The sequence below is a fragment of the Enterococcus sp. DIV0840 genome (genome assembly GCF_050527835.1).
Lineage (GTDB): Bacteria > Bacillota > Bacilli > Lactobacillales > Enterococcaceae > Enterococcus_L > Enterococcus_L ureasiticus.
On the sequence record NZ_CP172876.1, the window covers coordinates 256,586 to 273,227 of the forward strand.

The window sequence follows — 16,642 nt, forward strand, 5'->3', positions numbered from 1 at the left end:
TTATTCGTGTATTTAAAACGAATTGAGATCGCAGGATTTAAATCCTTTGCGGATCGTACCGTTATAGAGTTTGAAAATGGTGTTACAGCTGTCGTTGGACCTAACGGCAGTGGAAAAAGTAATATCACCGAAGCGATTCGCTGGGTCTTAGGCGAGCAGTCAGCCAAAAGCCTTCGCGGCGGCAAGATGCCGGATATTATTTTTGCGGGTTCTGAAGGCCGTAAAGCATTAAATATTGCAGAAGTAACGGTTGTCTTAGATAATAGTGATCACTTTTTACCTCTAGATTTTACGGAAATCAGTGTGACGCGTCGCTATCGCAGAACAGGTGAAAGTGATTTTTATATCAACAAACAAACCTGCCGATTGAAAGATATTCACGATTTATTCATGGATTCTGGTTTAGGAAAAGAATCATTTTCGATTATTTCACAAGGGAAAGTCGAAGCGATTTTTAATAGTAAGCCAGAAGATCGACGTGGTATTTTTGAAGAAGCAGCAGGTGTTTTGAAATACAAACAACGTAAGAAAAAAGCAGAACAAAAACTGTTTGAAACAGAAGATAACTTAAGTCGAGTGCAAGATATCATCTATGAATTAGAAGATCAACTGACTCCTCTAGCTGCACAAAGCGAAGCGGCCAAGGAGTTTTTGAAGCTTAAAGAGAGCCTAACTGAAATTGATGTTAGCTTGACCGTGACAGAAATCGAAGCAGCAAAAGAAGTCTGGGAAATAAAAACAGCAGAACTTGCAGGAATCGAGGAAAAGTTACAGATTGCCAGCAAAAAAATCTGTGATTCAGAGGATGAACTATTCCAACTACGCGGCAAACGCAACAAATTGGATGAGCAAATCGAAACGGAACAACAGCAGCTTCTACAAATCACAGAAGCATTGAAACAAACCGAAGGACAAAAAAATGTCCTAGTTGAACGCTCAAAACATACAATGCAAACAACCAGTGAATATCAACAATCTTTAGCAGAAAATGCGGAGAAAATCACTCGATATCGTGAAGAAGTCCAAGACTTACAAGCGAAAGTCACTGAGAAAAAAGCCCAACGTGAATCATTAGTTGAAGCAATCAAAGCATCCGAGCTAGAAGTTGAAAAATACAGCAAATCGTCAAAAGAATTACTAGAAGAATTACGTAGTCAATATGTTGAAGTCATGCAAGAACAAGCCAATACGACCAACGATCTAAAATATTTAGAACGTCAGTATCAACAAGAAACGGCTAAAAATCAACAATCTATTCAAAAGCATGAAGCGTTGGAAAAACAAATGGCAGAAGCTTTAGCTGAAAAAGAACAACTAGAAACCAGTCTATCAGCATCAGAGCAAGCGTTAACCGACCAAAGAGAACAATATACGCAATTAAAACATCAGTTAGACCAAAAGCAAGGGCAACTAGCAGTAAAACAAAAGCAAATGTACCAAGCGATGAATCAGGTGCAACAAGCAAAGGCTCGCCAAAAAAGCCTACAAGAAATCCAAGAGAATTATTCAGGATTTTATCAAGGTGTTCGAGCAGTTTTAAAACATAAAGGACAATTAACCGGAATCGTCGGTGCAGTAGCCGAATTGATCGATGTACCGAAAGAATATACTTTGGCAATCGAAACAGCCTTAGGTGGAGCTGCTCAACATGTGGTCGTAGAAACGGAAAAAGATGGTCGTGCAGGAATTACATTTCTAAAGCAACAACATAGCGGTCGAGCAACATTCTTACCACTGACGACAATTAAACCAAGAACCGTTTCTAGTGCAGTTCGTGATCGAGTTAGCAATGTTCAAGGATTTCTAGGAATTGCCAGCGAATTAGTCCACTTTTCAGAGGATGTCAGCAATGTAATCCAAAATCTTTTAGGTGTGACCTTATTAGCAGAAACGTTAGAAAGCGCCAATCAATTAGCAAAAGCAGTAAACTACCAATATCGTGTTGTTTCTTTAGATGGCGATGTCATGAACTCTGGAGGTTCAATGACAGGTGGTGCCAATAAGCGTGGTAACCAAGGTAGCTTGTTCTCTCAAACCCAAGAACTTCAGACCTTGACGGATCAAATGGAACGTGTTGAAAAACAATTAACCGCCAACGAAAAAGAAGTACAGCAGTTGACCGATGAAGTCAAACAGCTCAATGAAAAATTAGAACAATTGCGTTCAACTGGTGAAATGAGTCGTTTGAAGCAACAAGAATTACAAAATAAATTGGCAAATCAAGAAGAAACGATTACTCGTTTAACGAAAGAACAACGTCTTTTCGAATTTGAAGCCCGTGAATTGCATCAATTCTTAACCGAGTATCAAACAAGAAAAGAAGAGTTAACAGAACAACAACAAACACTGAATGCAACCAAAGAGCGTTTAGACCAAGAAATGAAACAAGTCGACCAAGAAGCTAGCCAAATGGAAACATTACGAGCAGAAGCATTTGAACGTTTCAATCAAGTTCAAGCAGACCAAGCTGTTGTAACGGAACAATTGGCTCATCTAACGGAACAAGTAGCAGAAAAACAAACCCAGTTAGATGAATTCTTAGCAAGAGAAACAGCGTTACGTCAACAATTACAACAATTAAATGATCATTCAACGGATCATCTGGTCACAGAAGAAAGCTTAGCGGTTCAGTTAGAACAACTAGCCGAGAAAAAAGACCAGCTGCAAACAAGCATTCAAGAAGCCAAAACCGCTCGTCAACAATTACAAGACCAAGTTGATCAAATCGACACTGGTCTAGCAGAAGAAAATAAACAGCAACAACATTTATTGACGGAACAAACTAAGATCGAAGTCGAGAAAAACCGTTCAGAAATCAAACTAGATAACTCTTTGCAATACTTACAAGAAGAATACAGTTTGACCTTTGAACGTGCGAATGAAGATTATGAACTAACAATCGATAAAGAGCAGGCCAAAATCGAAGTCAAACGCTTGAAACGTGATATCGAACGCTTAGGACCAGTCAATCTCAATGCGATTGAACAATACGAGCAAGTCAATGAACGTCATGAGTTTTTAGTGTCTCAACGTGATGACTTGTTAGATGCCAAAGAGCAATTGTTCGAAACAATGGGTGAAATGGATGAAGAAGTCAAAGCTCGCTTTAGTGAAGTCTTTGAAGCGATTCGTGCACAATTTAAAGTGGTGTTCCCGAATATGTTTGGTGGTGGTCGAGCAGAGCTGATTTTGACGAATCCAGAAGATTTACTGAATACTGGGGTCGAGATCGAAGCGCAACCTCCAGGTAAAAAATTACAAAATCTGAGCCTACTTTCCGGTGGGGAACGTGCGTTAACAGCGATTGCGCTCTTGTTCTCGATCATCCGTGTTAGACCCGTTCCATTCTGTGTCTTGGATGAAGTCGAAGCCGCTTTAGATGATGCGAACGTTTCGCGTTTTGGTCATTATTTAAGTGAATTTGAAGACGATACACAGTTTATCGTGGTAACGCACCGTAAGGGAACGATGGAAGCCGCAGATGTATTGTATGGTGTTACAATGCAGGAATCAGGTGTGTCGAAAATTGTTTCTGTTCGTTTGGAAGAAGTCAAAGAAGGCGGCGCGATCGTCGCTGAAGCTTAGTTGTATAGGATTGGGGGATAAGATAGATTGATTAAATTAGTCGCTATCGATTTAGATGGCACACTTTTAGATAGTAAAAAAGAAATATCTGCCAGAAATAAAGAAGCGCTGGCACAAGCAAAAGCTGCAGGTGTTAAAATCGTCATTTGTACAGGACGACCGTTAGCCGCAATCGGTATTTATTTAGATGCGTTGAATTTGCGGGACAATGGCGATTACAGTATCACCTTCAATGGTGGTTTGGTTCAAAAAAACGATACAGGTGAAATCATTGAAAAAGCCTCTATGCCTTTAGAAAATGTCCATGATTTGTATGAATTAGCTACATCATTGAACGTACCTTTAGATATCTTATCTGATGGACTTGTGTTGCAGCTACCAACAACACAGGATCATGAATCGTTGTATAGCCAGTTAAATAAATTACTGACATATGAATCTTACGAATTAGCGCAATTGACTACGGATAGAATCTACAATAAAGCCGTTATTGCAGTTGATCAAACGTATTTAGATGAGCAAATCAAAAAAATACCTAGTCCGTTTTACGAGCGCTATGAAATCATCAAGACTAGAAGTAATTTACTAGAATTTATGCCTAAAGGGATTACGAAAGCATACGGTATTTCATTATTAGCCAGAGATTTGGGAATCAAGCAAGAAGAAATCATGACGATCGGTGATGAAGAAAATGATTTACCGATGATCGAATATGCAGGACTTGGTGTAGCGATGGAAAATGCAGTTCCTAGAGTAAAAGACTTGGCAGACATCATCACAGATACAAACGACAATGACGGTGTCGCACAAGCTGTTGAAAAATTTGTTTTAGAACCATTGAGAGGAGGAAATTAAATGGGATTTTTCGATAAAATAAAAAAAGCCTTCATGAACGAAAAAGAAACGCAGCCGGCTGAAATCGAACCAGATGAAACACAAAAAGAACTCGTAGAAGAAGATACAGTTCAAGAAGAACAACAAGCTCAGCAAGAACCAATAGAACAAACACAAGAAGATTCTCTTGAAAATGCAGAAGAACCGGAAGTGGATGTAGAATCAGAACCTGAAGTAGAAATAAAACCGGAAATCGAGCCCCTTATTACGGTGAACCCTGTAACGCAAGCAGAAGAACTTGTTGATCCTGAAATCATTGAGGAGCAAAAAGAAGAAATCATCGTGCAAGACAAGTATGAAAAAGGGCTAGAAAAAACCCGCAAAACTTTTGGAGAACGGTTGAATGAATTATTCGCTAATTTCCGCTCGGTTGATGAAGATTTTTTTGAAGAATTAGAAGAAACATTAATCGGTGCTGACGTTGGTTTTGATACGGCAATAAAAATTACAGAATCCCTTCGTCAAGAAGTAAAATTACGTAATGTGAAAAAGCCAGCAGCGGTTCAAAATACGATCATTGAAAAAATGGTTGATTTGTACGAAGCAGAAGGTATCGAAGAAAATAATGCATTGAATATTCAAAAAGACGGATTAACCGTGATGTTATTTGTCGGCGTAAATGGTGTTGGTAAAACAACCAGTATCGGGAAACTAGCCCATGAATTCAAACGAGATGGCAAAAAAGTGTTGATGGCAGCAGCTGATACTTTTAGAGCAGGAGCAATCGATCAATTAGTCGTCTGGGGTGAACGTGCGGGTGTCGAAGTTGTTCGAGGCAATGCTGGTGGCGATCCAGCGGCAGTCGTCTTTGATGCAGTAGAACGTGCGAAAACGGAGAATGCCGATATCTTACTTGTTGATACAGCAGGACGCTTGCAAAATAAAGTCAATTTGATGAACGAATTAGAAAAAATCAAGCGCGTGATTCAGCGTGAATTACCTGATGCACCACACGAAGTATTACTTGTAGTAGATGCAACGACTGGGCAAAACGCGATGTCACAAGCAAAACAATTTAAAGAAACGACAGATGTCACTGGTTTAGTTTTAACTAAATTGGATGGTACAGCAAAAGGTGGGATCGTCTTAGCGATTCGTAACGAGCTGCATTTACCAGTAAAATTAGTTGGATTAGGTGAAGGAATCGATGATTTAGAACCGTTTGATGCAAATGATTTTGCAATTGGATTGTTTAAAGGCTTACTAAAAGTCGAAGATTAAAGAAACAACAAAAACCTTTTGAGTGACTACTTGTGAGTAGACTTCCAAAAGGTTTTTTTATTCGTTAAAATATTGTTGGGACCATACCGCCATCCATTCGAATTGCTGCACCACTGAAAGCTGTGGCATAAGGACTGCTGATGAATGCAGTTAAACGTCCGATTTCACTTGGATCGATCAAGCGTTGGATTTGAGAGAGGGGCCGGTTGTTTGCCATAAATAATTTTTCTTTTTCTTCTAAGGTCATTGCTGGATCAGGATACATTTTTTCGATCATATCACGTACGCCTTCTGTCATTGTAGAACCAGGCATGATCGTATTGACCGTTACCTGCGTTCCTTTTGTTAACGTAGACAAACTCTTGGCTAAAGAAAGCTGCATGGTTTTTGTCATACTGTATTGTGGCATTTCTCCAGAAGGCATGACTGCTTCTTCACTAGCAATAAAAATGATTCTGCCGAAGTTTGCACTTAACATTTTTGGTAGATAGAATTTGACGAGTGAATTAGCAGCAAGTACATTTGTCCGAAAGAATTTTTCCCAAGTTTCATCCTCAATATCTTCATATGCCATTGGTTGGAAAATCCCCATGTTGTTAACAAGAATATCTAAGTGAGGAAATGTATCGAATAATAATTGGCGATTTTCTGGTGAGACAATATCGCCAACAGCGGATCGAGGTGTGGTTTCTGGAAAATGTTCTTTTAGTTCTTTAACGAGAGCTGTGACTTCTTGTTCATTACGTCCATTGATCAAGACATTTGCGCCTTCTTTAGCCAGTTCAATCGCAATGGCTTTACCGATTCCTTTAGTAGAACCTGTGACTAATGCTGTTTTTCCTTTGATATTCATTTCCATGATGCCTATCTCCTCACTAAATGTTATTCAAAAAAGAATGTATCTGGATTAGGACCGACTCGGGTTCCATTGTCTAATTGATCGATCATAGCTAAATCTTCTGTTGCTAGTTCAAAGTCAAAAATCGCTGCATTGCTTTTAATACGCGCTTCTTGGACTGATTTTGGAATAACGATAATATCGTTTTGGACATGCCATCTTAAAATAATTTGAGCTGCTGATTTCTGATATTTTTCTGCAATTTTTAAAATTGTTTCATCCTCTAATAGTTGGCCTTGCATCAAAGGGGACCAAGCCTCAGTCTGGATTCCTTTTTCTTTTGCAAATGCTCGAACTTCTTTTTGGGCCATTCTTGGATGAAGTTCGACTTGATTGACTGTCGGTATGATTCTCGCTTTTTCAAGGAGTGTTTTTAGATGGTGGATTTCAAAGTTACTAACGCCAATCGCTTTGATTTTCCCACTAAGATATAAATCTTCCAATGCTGACCAAGGTTCTAAAAATTCGTTGTCTCCAGGCCAATGAATCAAATAAAGATCTAAATAATCCAACCCTAATGAGGCTAAACTGTCGTTAAAGGCTGTGATCGTTTGATCATAGTTTAACCCATGATTCCAAATTTTACTTGTGACAAACAACTCGTTACGTTTTTTCCCAGTTGAAGCTAGACCACGCTTGATACCTTCGCCGACACCTGCTTCATTGCCATAAATTTGTGCAGTATCAATACTTACATAACCCGCTTCGATTGCTTTTTGTACAGATAAAACAGTCTCTTCATTACTTACTTGAAATACACCTAGACCAAATCCTGGCATTTTTACCTTATTGTTTAATAGAATTGTGTCTGTTAATGAATGGATCAATGCTCATCTTCCTTTCGCTTTTAAAGTAAATCTATCGTAACAGCTACTAGTTGAAATGAACAGTACGTACTTTAAAGTTCTATACACACCTAAAAGTAATTAATTGATTTTTAAGCGTTTTTTTGGTTAAATAACTCATGAAAGGATGTGCATGTATGGAAACAGTCCAAACAACAGTCGAAAAAAAATATAATATAGGGGTAGAAGTCACAATGGATGTGATTGGCGGTAAATGGAAACCGATCATTCTTTGCAATTTGAGGCATCAAGTCATGCGCACAAGTGAATTACTTAGAGCGATACCGAATATTTCGCAAAAAATGTTGACGCAACAGTTACGTGAATTGGAGCAAGATAATATTGTTGATCGAAAGTCCTATAACCAAATTCCTCCAAAAGTTGAATATAGCTTAAGTGAATATGGCGAATCATTAGGAGAAATTCTCGATTTACTTTGTTCTTGGGGAGAGACACATGCGGAGCATTTGATTGATAGTGGTGAAGCAATTAGTTTAAATTGTGATGACCAAAAGAGATAAACCAACAATTGAATAGTAAATAAGCATACTAAGATTATTGGATGAACACAATGATCTTAGTATGCTTAATTTTTATAGTATAAAAATAGGATTGACTCGCAATATCTCCACCAATAATGAGAATAATGCGATTGAAACAAAACAGCGTATTTTACTATGTCGCCTATCCGCCAGTCTTGCGACTGAATGGAAGTGTACCATGCTTTTAGCATTTTTTTGCCCACTTCTTGTAGGAGTATTAATCTCTTTATTTGAGTATTGGCTAAATACCAAAAAGAAGAAGTGAAACAAAATATGGCGGCATTAGCCCACGAAAAAACCCCTGAAGATCCTAACTCTTCAGGGGTTTAGTGTACCTCATGCTTTTTTTCTGCAAACTAATTATAGCATTGAGAACGAATTTTGTACACACTGGAATGAAAAATTTATTTTTATTAGATTGCTAAACAGCAAACAGTCGCATTCAGCTTTTCTGATTACAAATTATTCGCTTCAATCCCATAATCTTCCGCAATTTTTTTCAAACTAAACCCTCGACCAAAAACCTCACTCGCATTCATTGAAACAATAAACGCTTCCTCATCAATTGCCATGACGTTCTCTTTGATCTTCGCAAAATCCTTTTCGCTGATAACAGTCATCATCAACATACTTGGATTTTTTTGATACCCACCTTCGATCGGGATCATCGTCAATCCTTTATCCATATCAACTAAGATTTTTTCTTTGATTTCCGCATATTTTGGAGAAATGATCAGAACATTCTTAGAACGAACGAAACCGACTTGGACCATATCCACCACACGTCCAATAAGGTATAAACAGATCAGAGAGAATAGTACGGTATCAGTATTAAAAACAAATAGTGCTGATAAAATCACGATGCCATCCACAAACAAAATCGACACACCTAGTGAAATTTTAAAATATTTATTAACGATTTGAGAGATGATCGCTGTTCCGCCTGTAGAAGCATTCCCTCTGAATTCTAGTCCTAATCCAATCCCAGTTAAAAGACCACCAAAGATCGTTGCGAGAAAAATATTATGGGTGAGCACAGGTAAATGCGTTGTGATTCCCACAAAAAAAGGATAAATCAAACTGCCATAAATTGTTTTGATCCCAACTTCTTTTCCAAGTAGCAAAAAGCAAAGAAGTAATAAAGGTAAGTTGATCGCATATAAAACTAAAGCCGGATTGATCCCAAATAGATAGTTGATTACGACGCTAATACCGTTGGCACCACCAGCTACGATTTTATTTGGCAGTAAAATCGAATTGATCGATACGGCTAAAATAAAAGAACCAATTGTAACGTATAACGTATCTTGGATTTGTCTTTTCGTAAATTTCATATAAAATGTTTCTCCATTTTCATAGAATATGGGGTATTTCCACTTTGAACAGAAAATAAGAGCAAAATAAAAAAGTTCAACAAATATCCCCTAGTTATACTATCACGAATGACTAGAAGATATCATGAGATAATTTTAATTTTTTAGCCGATGAATATGGTAAAATTAGAGAGAATTGAAAAACAGTCTCTATTTCCTCAAATAAAAGTTAAAAAACGATCATCCCATAGATTTTCATGATGCTGGATAATCGTTTGGGCGCCTAACAAATCGTTGTTTAACGTTGTACTCAGCCCACGTTTCATAAAACAAGTATAGCCTAAACCGTGAGCCATGCGGATGGTTGTATCAACACAATATTCTGTTTGAGCACCGCAAAATTCAAGCTCAGTGACTGAAAATTCATCTAAAAGTTCTTTTAGTTTGGTTTGAAAAAAAGAATTAGCATGTGTTTTTCCAATGTAGAAGTCTTCTGTTTTAGCATCAAGTTGATCAAATAATTGCCAGTCGGGACTATCCACAACAAGATCGCAATCTTCATGCTGGATAAATATAATGGGTAGATGGTTATTTCGATAATCTGTAATACGCTGGTTTACACCTTCTAGTATATCCGTAAGACGAAATAATCCAGATCCAAAATTTTCTAGACCCTTTTGGAGGTCAATCACTATCAAGGCTTTATTCTTCATTATTTGCTCCTCGGTTTTAAATTATTTTTCTTTTTAGTATACAATGAAGTCAAATGACTTGAAAGGATATACTTTAGTGAATAAAAAATCTAAAAAGACCTATTTTTTACCAATTAAGGAAGTTTTTTTCTTTTTGACAAAATTTAAGCTAAAATATTCTTTTTGCTTCTCTTTTTCTATATAATGATGAGTAATGGAATAATAACAGGGAAGAAAGGCGACAGTATGAAATTTAAAGAGTTGTTACAGCAAAAAAGTGCACGTCCGTATGTTATGGCTGCACGATTTGGATTAGAAAAAGAAAGTCAGCGCACGACATTTGATGGTCAACTAGCAAAGACAGATCATCCGGAAGTTTTGGGGAATCGAACATATCATCCGTATATTCAAACTGATTTTAGCGAAACGCAAATGGAATTAATTACACCTGTGGCGAATTCTATCAATGAGATGATGCGTTATCTGGCAACTATTCATGATGTAGCATTGCGTTCGATGAATAAACATGAGATGCTTTGGCCGCTAAGCATGCCGCCAAAATTACCGCTAAAAGATGAAGATATAAAAATTGCCAAACTAGAACAGTATGATGGGATTTTATATCGTCGCTACTTAGCAAGAGAATATGGCAAACGTAAACAAATGGTCAGCGGTATTCATTTTAATTTTGAATACGATATCGAGTTGGTCCAACAGCTTTTCTCAGCGCAAATAGAGTACGAAACGATTGAAGAATTCAAAAATATTTTATATATGAAAGTCTCACGTAACTATTTGCGTTACCGTTGGCTGATTACGTATTTATTTGGTGCTTCTCCTGTCAGTGAGTCTGGTTACTTTACTGAACGTGAAGAACGACCGAAGGAGCCCGTCAGAAGTCTGCGAAACAGTGCATTTGGCTACAAAAACAATGAAAATGTCAAAGTATCCTATGAATCTTTGCAACAGTACATCACAGATATCCATCGGATGGTTGAAAATGGCATATTATCAGAAGAAAAAGAATTTTATTCGGCCGTTCGATTACGTGGCGGCAAACAAATGGCTGATTTGCCTAAGACTGGTGTTCGTTACATCGAACTTAGAAATCTGGATTTAAATCCATTTGCGCCACTTGGCGTGGATGAAGAGGCCCTTGAGTTTATTCATTTGTTTATGTTGTATTTATTATGGACGGACGAAAAAGAAGCGCCGAATGATTGGGTAGCGACAGGAGACTTCTTAAATGAACAAGTCGCGTTGGGACATCCGTTTGCTCAAGTGAAACTTTTGGCAGAAGGAGATCGTATTTTTGCTGAAATGGATGAAATGATCGAAGCTTTAGGGCTGTTTAGAGCGAAGAAATCATTAGAAGTCCATCGAGCTCAGCTAAGAACACCAGATTTAACGATTGCCGGAAAGATGTGGACGATCATTGAAAGCAATTCTAATCAAGAATTAGGGATCATTTTTGGAAAAGAATACCAAGGGATGGCGTTTGAACATCCTTATCAATTAGCTGGTTTTAGAAATATGGAGCTCTCTACACAGTTGTTTTTGTTTGATGTCATTCAAAAAGGTGTGGAAGTTGAGATATTAGATGAAGCAGAACAATTTTTAAAACTCAAACACAATGATCATATCGAATACGTTAAAAATGCGAATATGACGAGTAAAGATAGCTACATTGTTCCTTTGATTATGGAGAATAAGACCGTCACTAAAAAAGTTTTGGCAGAAGCTGGCTTTACCGTACCAGGTGGAGATGAGTTTGATGCGATAGAGCAAGCAGAACAAGCGTATGTAAAATATTCAGAAAAAGCGTTTGTCATCAAACCTAAGACAACCAATTATGGTCTTGGAATCACTATTTTTAAAGAAGGAGCATCTTTAGCTGATTATACAGAAGCCTTGAAATTAGCTTTTAAAGAAGATTCAGCTATTTTGATCGAAGAATTTATGCCAGGAACAGAATACCGTTTCTTTGTTTTAGATGATCAGGTGCGGGCAATCATGTTGCGTGTGCCGGCCAATGTTGTCGGTGACGGGATTCGTTCGGTTGAAGCGTTAGTCGCAGAAAAGAATCTTGATCCATTAAGAGGAACGAATCACCGTTCGCCATTAGAGGTGATTCAGTTGGGTGATGTCGAGCGTTTGATGTTAAAAGAGCAGAATCTATTGACGACCTCTGTTCCAGAAAAAGATCAGATTGTCTATTTAAGGGAAAACTCCAATGTTAGTACTGGTGGCGATTCAATCGACGTAACGGATAATTTTGACGAAAGCTACAAACAAATTGCTGTTGAAGCAGTTAAAGCCTTGGGGGCAAAAATTTGTGGAATCGACTTGATCATTCCCGATAAATCGGTCAAAGGAATGAAGAATAGCCGAACCTATGGCATTATAGAAGCAAACTTTAACCCAGCGATGCATATGCATGCGTATCCGCATTCGGGTAAGGGACGTCAGCTGACTATGGATGTATTGAACATGTTGTATCCAGAGCTGTTGGAGAAATAACAAAAATAGAAGCTTGAAATCCATAAGATTTCAAGCTTCTATTTCGTTATCATAAAATGGCGTTCTTAATATTCTAATTCTTTGATCGCAATTGTTTGTTTCGTCTCTTCTACTTCCAACCCAGTTTTCTCTTCCCACCATTGTTTCAGCTCACGTTCATAAGTTGTTGGAAACTCAGCGACCACATCGCTCATTGTCTTACCTTGCAGGTGAGCATAAGGATAATTCAAAATCAAATTATATTTAAGTTCAGTCAACAAGCTATAATATTGAAACATCATATAATTCAACTCTTCATCATCAGATCCCAAAAGCACTTTCGGGGATCGATCCAGCATAAAACCAAAACTACGCATCATAAACGTAAAAGCATCCATGTGATCCGCTTCGATTTGTTCTACTTCGCGTAATAATTTGATATGGACATTCAATGCATCAGCTAAATCTTGTTTCAATAAATGTGGTTCTACCATGATAATTCCTCCTATTTAATGAAATAATTTATGCCAAAAACTTTTTTTAGGTTGCTCTGTTTGTACAGTTGAAGCAGCTTGTTTCGGATATTTTTCTTCAATATCGATAACTTCTTCATTTACTGCCTCTTTTGCAGTTAAAACTAAACCTAAAGCATCTGGCGTATTCTCAACAAAGTCATTGACCACTGTGAATTTTACTTTCCGCTCATTGATCAACTTAATATAAGCCGATTGTAGATCAATAGCCATTGCGCCGTTCAATAGGACAGTAGCATCAGGATGCTGTGTCAGTTCTTTTAAGAAATTTGCTTTATCTTCAGTATTTTTCATCTGTGTAATCGTCATCGTCAAGTAACATCTTTCACGGAAAGTTCCCATGTATTTGCGCTGTTCTTCTGGTTTCAGTAGCGGGGTGCCATACATTGCATTGTCTAAATGTTTCTGTAAGTCATCTTGTGCCATTAATTATCTAACCTGCTTCCATATAGTCTTACTTCAAATTATAGCATAGAACAAACAGGAAACACCTGAAAGAACTGAATTTACTCGCTAATTGAGAATGAATAAAAGCTAAAAAGGTATTGCTTTTATTGGTAATTTCGCATAGACTAATAAGTAAGAATGAAAATCATTCTCAATTAGAAAAGCTGAGCAAGCTCGTTCAGTTCTGACAGAAAAATAGGAAAACATGATTGTGCCGTTTTTGGGCACGAGCAGGTTTTATCTTTTTTCCGAAGAACTAGTTTGTAAAGCTAGACAAAGAGAAAAGTTGAACAGACTCGTTCAGCACCGACAGAAAAATAGGAAAACATAATTGTGCCGCTTTTGGGCACGAGCAGGTTTTATCTTTTTTCCGAGGAGCTAGTCTGGAAAGCTAGACAATTAGAAAAGTTGAGCAAGCTCGCTCAGTTCTTGAGAAGCTTTCATTCCAGCAAGTAGAAAAACGGAGCAAGTATATGAAAAAAATAGGCCTATTTGTTCTCTTACTCCTTTTGATTGTATTATCGATTTTTGTCGGGGTGAAAGATATTTCTCTGACACAATTATTTCAATGGGATTCACAGCAACAATTAGTATTGTTAACAACGCGGCTGCCCCGAACGATTAGTTTGGTGATTGCCGGGAGTACAATTAGTATCTCTGGGTTGATCATGCAGCATTTAACACAGAATAAATTTGTTTCGCCAAGTACAGCAGGTACGATGGATAGTGCACGTTTAGGAATTTTAGTCGTGATGATTTTTTTCCCCAGTGCGCCGTTATTATTTCGATCCTTTATCGCATTTTTGTTTGCTTTTGGCGGTACATTGATTTTTATTTATTTAACACGGTTTTTACCGGTAAAAAATCAAGTAATGATTCCACTGATCGGTGTGATGTTTGGGAATATTATAGGTTCGGTGGCGACATTTTTTGCCTATCAATTCCAATTGGTTCAAAATATGTCTTCTTGGTTACAGGGAAATTTTTCTACTGTGATGAAAGGGAATTATGAACTGCTTTATCTGACGATTCCGTTATTGATCATCACGTATCTTTTTGCGTATCGCTTTACAGTCGTCGGTATGGGTGAAGATATGGCAACAAATCTGGGGTTGAATTATCAGCGTATCCAATTATTCGGTTTAGGGATTGTTGCTTTATCTAGTGCGGTTGTCTTGATTATGGTGGGAAATATTCCATTTTTAGGTGTAATCGTTCCTAATCTAGTGTCGATGCGATATGGCGATCATATGAAAAATACACTGGCGATCACAGCGGTCGGCGGAAGTATCTTTTTATTAGCGTGTGATGTTTTAGCGCGTGTCGTGATTGCACCCTATGAAGTGCCGGTCAGCGTGGTTGTTGGCGTACTTGGAAGCTTTATCTTTATCGCATTATTGATGAGGAGGAAAACAGCATGAAAAAATTCTTCGAGTCAGCAGCGGTAAAAATTAGTTTATTGTTGATTGCGGTGATTGTGGTTTGCGCCTTGTATTTATCGTATAAAACCTATGGAAATTGGGCTTTTGCTTTAGAGCTTAGAGGGAAAAAATTACTGGCTTTTGTTTTTGTGGGGATCGCTGCAACATTTTCAACGATCAGTTTTCAGACGATGACGCAGAACCATTTTTTAACGCCGAATATTTTGGGTTTGGATTCATTATATGTATTTATTCAGACCTTGTTGTTTTTCTTTTTAGGTGGACAGCAGCTTTTAGGTAATGAAACAATCACTACATTTCTTTTGAACGTTTTATTGATGGTGAGTGCGAGTATTGTGTTGTCTCGTTTCTTGTTGGAAAAAGGTGGTAACGATCTGTTTTTATTATTAATGATCGGGATTATTTTAGGGACATTTTTCAATAGTATCAGTACGTTCCTGCAAGTTGTGATGGACCCGAATGAATATGATTTGCTGCAAGGTAAATTATTTGCTAGTTTTGGGAATGTGAATAGTCAGCATCTGTTGATTGCTGGAATTTTGATAACGTTATTAGTAGGATTTTTATGGTTCAAAAGTCATGCGTTAGATGTTTTGCACTTAGGTAATGAGCAAGCAACAAGTTTAGGGATCAATGTTCCGAGATTTCAGTTTGTATTATTGACTGTGATCAGTGGTTTGATAGGATTATCGACGGCTTTGGTGGGGCCTGTGACCTTTCTCGGATTTATTGTTGCCAATATGAGCTATCAGTTAATGGGTACATATAGACATCGTGAGTTATTTTTAGGCGGTAGTTTATTGTCCATCCTTTTGTTAGTCTTTGGACAGTTTCTTGTAGAGCAAGTGTTTCAGCTGAATACGACGTTAAGTATTGTGATCGAATTTGGCGGCGGTGTATATTTTGTCGGAAAGATTATTAGTGAAAGGAAGCAGCGCAGATGATCGAAATCAAAAATGTTTCAAAAAGATATGGTGAAAAGATTGTGGTTTCAGAGGTTCAATTGCCGATCACAGAACAAAAATTGACCGCTTTTATCGGTCCAAATGGGGCAGGGAAAAGTACGCTGCTTTCAATGATGAGCCGCTTGATTCCAAAAGATACTGGTGAGATTTATTTAGACCACAATGAAGTAAAGACGTGGAAACAAAGCGAACTATCTAAAAAATTATCGATTTTAAAACAGACAAATGGTATCAATCTTAAAATCACGGTTCGAGAGTTAGTTAATTTTGGGCGTTTCCCTTATAGTAAAGGGCGTTTGAAAAAAGAAGATCATGAAAAAGTTGAAGAAGCGATGGAAAATCTAGGGCTGTTGGATATGGCCGATGATTTAATTGATACTTTGTCAGGTGGACAACTACAGCGTGTTTATATAGCCATGGTCTTAGCTCAGGATACGGATTATATTTTACTGGATGAGCCTTTAAACAATTTAGATATGAACTTTGCGGTCCAAATGATGCAGACGCTGCGTCGCTTAGTCGATGAATTTGGCAAAACAGTGGTAATTGTGTTACATGATATCAATTTTGCAGCTAGTTATGCAGATGAGATCGTAGCAATGAAAGATGGTCGGTTATTTACTCATGGTAGTACAGATGATATTATTCAATCCGAAGTTTTGAATAAACTTTATGATATGAACATCCGAATTTGTGAAATTGAAGGAAAAAGATTTTGTATGTATTTTAACTAGAAAAGCTGAGAGCTAACGCTCGAAGCTAGATC

Annotated in this window: 14 protein-coding genes; 8 read left to right on the forward strand and 6 right to left on the reverse strand. The window is 37.7% G+C overall.

Features of this window, described 5'->3' with window-relative positions:
- The first annotated feature begins 6 nt into the window (after nucleotides 1-6).
- From smc to ftsY, 3 genes are read left to right on the forward strand one after another with little or no spacing between them, the layout of a single operon-like run.
- Nucleotides 7-3,585, forward strand: coding sequence for a chromosome segregation protein SMC (gene smc, locus IGL98_RS01250; RefSeq protein WP_206912814.1), 3,579 nt, complete (start codon nucleotides 7-9; stop codon nucleotides 3,583-3,585).
- A 27-nt stretch (nucleotides 3,586-3,612) separates the two neighbouring features.
- Nucleotides 3,613-4,440: a Cof-type HAD-IIB family hydrolase gene (locus IGL98_RS01255; RefSeq protein ID WP_206844033.1), complete on the forward strand. Its 828-nt coding sequence runs from the start codon at nucleotides 3,613-3,615 to the stop codon at nucleotides 4,438-4,440.
- Nucleotides 4,441-5,700, forward strand: coding sequence for a signal recognition particle-docking protein FtsY (ftsY, locus tag IGL98_RS01260; RefSeq protein WP_206844036.1), 1,260 nt, complete (start codon nucleotides 4,441-4,443; stop codon nucleotides 5,698-5,700).
- A gap of 64 nt (nucleotides 5,701-5,764) precedes the next feature.
- On the opposite strand, the gene IGL98_RS01265 is transcribed toward ftsY, so the two are convergent.
- Together IGL98_RS01265 and IGL98_RS01270 are read right to left on the reverse strand one after the other, a co-directional pair.
- Entirely contained in the window at nucleotides 5,765-6,559 is a 795-nt protein-coding gene (locus IGL98_RS01265; protein WP_206844039.1) for an SDR family NAD(P)-dependent oxidoreductase, read from the reverse strand.
- A 23-nt stretch (nucleotides 6,560-6,582) separates the two neighbouring features.
- Complete coding sequence (locus IGL98_RS01270) at nucleotides 6,583-7,425, reverse strand: aldo/keto reductase (protein WP_206844042.1); 843 nt, start codon at nucleotides 7,423-7,425, stop codon at nucleotides 6,583-6,585.
- A gap of 155 nt (nucleotides 7,426-7,580) precedes the next feature.
- Between IGL98_RS01270 and IGL98_RS01275 the strand changes: the two genes are divergently transcribed.
- Nucleotides 7,581-7,964, forward strand: a complete 384-nt coding sequence (locus tag IGL98_RS01275) for a winged helix-turn-helix transcriptional regulator (protein WP_069646899.1) — start codon at nucleotides 7,581-7,583, stop codon at nucleotides 7,962-7,964.
- Nucleotides 7,965-8,440: 476 nt separating this feature from the next.
- Here IGL98_RS01275 and IGL98_RS01280 read toward each other — a convergent pair whose 3' ends face one another.
- Nucleotides 8,441-9,319 carry a YitT family protein gene (locus IGL98_RS01280; RefSeq protein ID WP_206844044.1) on the reverse strand — a complete coding sequence of 293 codons (879 nt, stop codon included), beginning with the start codon at nucleotides 9,317-9,319 and terminating at the stop codon, nucleotides 8,441-8,443.
- 197 nt (nucleotides 9,320-9,516) lie between these two features.
- Complete coding sequence (locus tag IGL98_RS01285) at nucleotides 9,517-10,011, reverse strand: cysteine hydrolase family protein (protein ID WP_206844047.1); 495 nt, start codon at nucleotides 10,009-10,011, stop codon at nucleotides 9,517-9,519.
- A 225-nt stretch (nucleotides 10,012-10,236) separates the two neighbouring features.
- Between IGL98_RS01285 and gshAB the strand changes: the two genes are divergently transcribed.
- Entirely contained in the window at nucleotides 10,237-12,510 is a 2,274-nt protein-coding gene (gene gshAB / locus IGL98_RS01290; protein ID WP_206912806.1) for a bifunctional glutamate--cysteine ligase/glutathione synthetase, read from the forward strand.
- A gap of 65 nt (nucleotides 12,511-12,575) precedes the next feature.
- Here gshAB and IGL98_RS01295 read toward each other — a convergent pair whose 3' ends face one another.
- Both IGL98_RS01295 and IGL98_RS01300 read right to left on the reverse strand, forming a co-directional pair.
- On the reverse strand, nucleotides 12,576-12,983 hold the full coding sequence (locus IGL98_RS01295; protein ID WP_206844051.1) for a hypothetical protein: 408 nt from the start codon (nucleotides 12,981-12,983) through the stop codon (nucleotides 12,576-12,578).
- Between the two features lie 15 nt (nucleotides 12,984-12,998).
- A complete protein-coding gene (locus IGL98_RS01300) occupies nucleotides 12,999-13,448 on the reverse strand; it encodes a YueI family protein (protein WP_206844055.1) in 450 nt (149 codons plus the stop codon).
- 494 nt (nucleotides 13,449-13,942) lie between these two features.
- Between IGL98_RS01300 and IGL98_RS01305 the strand changes: the two genes are divergently transcribed.
- Genes IGL98_RS01305 through IGL98_RS01315 form a run of 3 tightly spaced genes read left to right on the forward strand, consistent with a single transcriptional unit; the run spans nucleotide 13,943 to nucleotide 16,610 of the window.
- Complete coding sequence (locus IGL98_RS01305; RefSeq protein WP_206912795.1) at nucleotides 13,943-14,890, forward strand: ABC transporter permease; 948 nt, start codon at nucleotides 13,943-13,945, stop codon at nucleotides 14,888-14,890.
- Nucleotides 14,887-15,855, forward strand: coding sequence for an iron chelate uptake ABC transporter family permease subunit (locus tag IGL98_RS01310; protein WP_206912786.1), 969 nt, complete (start codon nucleotides 14,887-14,889; stop codon nucleotides 15,853-15,855). The genes IGL98_RS01305 and IGL98_RS01310 overlap by 4 nt, the downstream gene beginning before the upstream one ends.
- On the forward strand, nucleotides 15,852-16,610 hold the full coding sequence (locus IGL98_RS01315) for an ABC transporter ATP-binding protein (protein WP_069646891.1): 759 nt from the start codon (nucleotides 15,852-15,854) through the stop codon (nucleotides 16,608-16,610). Before IGL98_RS01310 ends, IGL98_RS01315 begins: the two co-directional genes overlap by 4 nt.
- Nucleotides 16,611-16,642 lie beyond the last annotated feature (32 nt).

Coding starts and splice junctions, on each gene's coding strand:
- IGL98_RS01285 (WP_206844047.1), bottom strand. CDS start 10,011: ATGAAGAATAAAGCCTTGATAGTGATTGACCTCCAAAAGGGTCTAGAA.
- IGL98_RS01265 (WP_206844039.1), bottom strand. CDS start 6,559: ATGGAAATGAATATCAAAGGAAAAACAGCATTAGTCACAGGTTCTACT.
- ftsY (WP_206844036.1), top strand. CDS start 4,441: ATGGGATTTTTCGATAAAATAAAAAAAGCCTTCATGAACGAAAAAGAA.
- IGL98_RS01300 (WP_206844055.1), bottom strand. CDS start 13,448: ATGGCACAAGATGACTTACAGAAACATTTAGACAATGCAATGTATGGC.
- IGL98_RS01315 (WP_069646891.1), top strand. CDS start 15,852: ATGATCGAAATCAAAAATGTTTCAAAAAGATATGGTGAAAAGATTGTG.
- IGL98_RS01275 (WP_069646899.1), top strand. CDS start 7,581: ATGGAAACAGTCCAAACAACAGTCGAAAAAAAATATAATATAGGGGTA.
- IGL98_RS01305 (WP_206912795.1), top strand. CDS start 13,943: ATGAAAAAAATAGGCCTATTTGTTCTCTTACTCCTTTTGATTGTATTA.
- gshAB (WP_206912806.1), top strand. CDS start 10,237: ATGAAATTTAAAGAGTTGTTACAGCAAAAAAGTGCACGTCCGTATGTT.
- IGL98_RS01280 (WP_206844044.1), bottom strand. CDS start 9,319: ATGAAATTTACGAAAAGACAAATCCAAGATACGTTATACGTTACAATT.
- IGL98_RS01310 (WP_206912786.1), top strand. CDS start 14,887: ATGAAAAAATTCTTCGAGTCAGCAGCGGTAAAAATTAGTTTATTGTTG.
- IGL98_RS01295 (WP_206844051.1), bottom strand. CDS start 12,983: ATGGTAGAACCACATTTATTGAAACAAGATTTAGCTGATGCATTGAAT.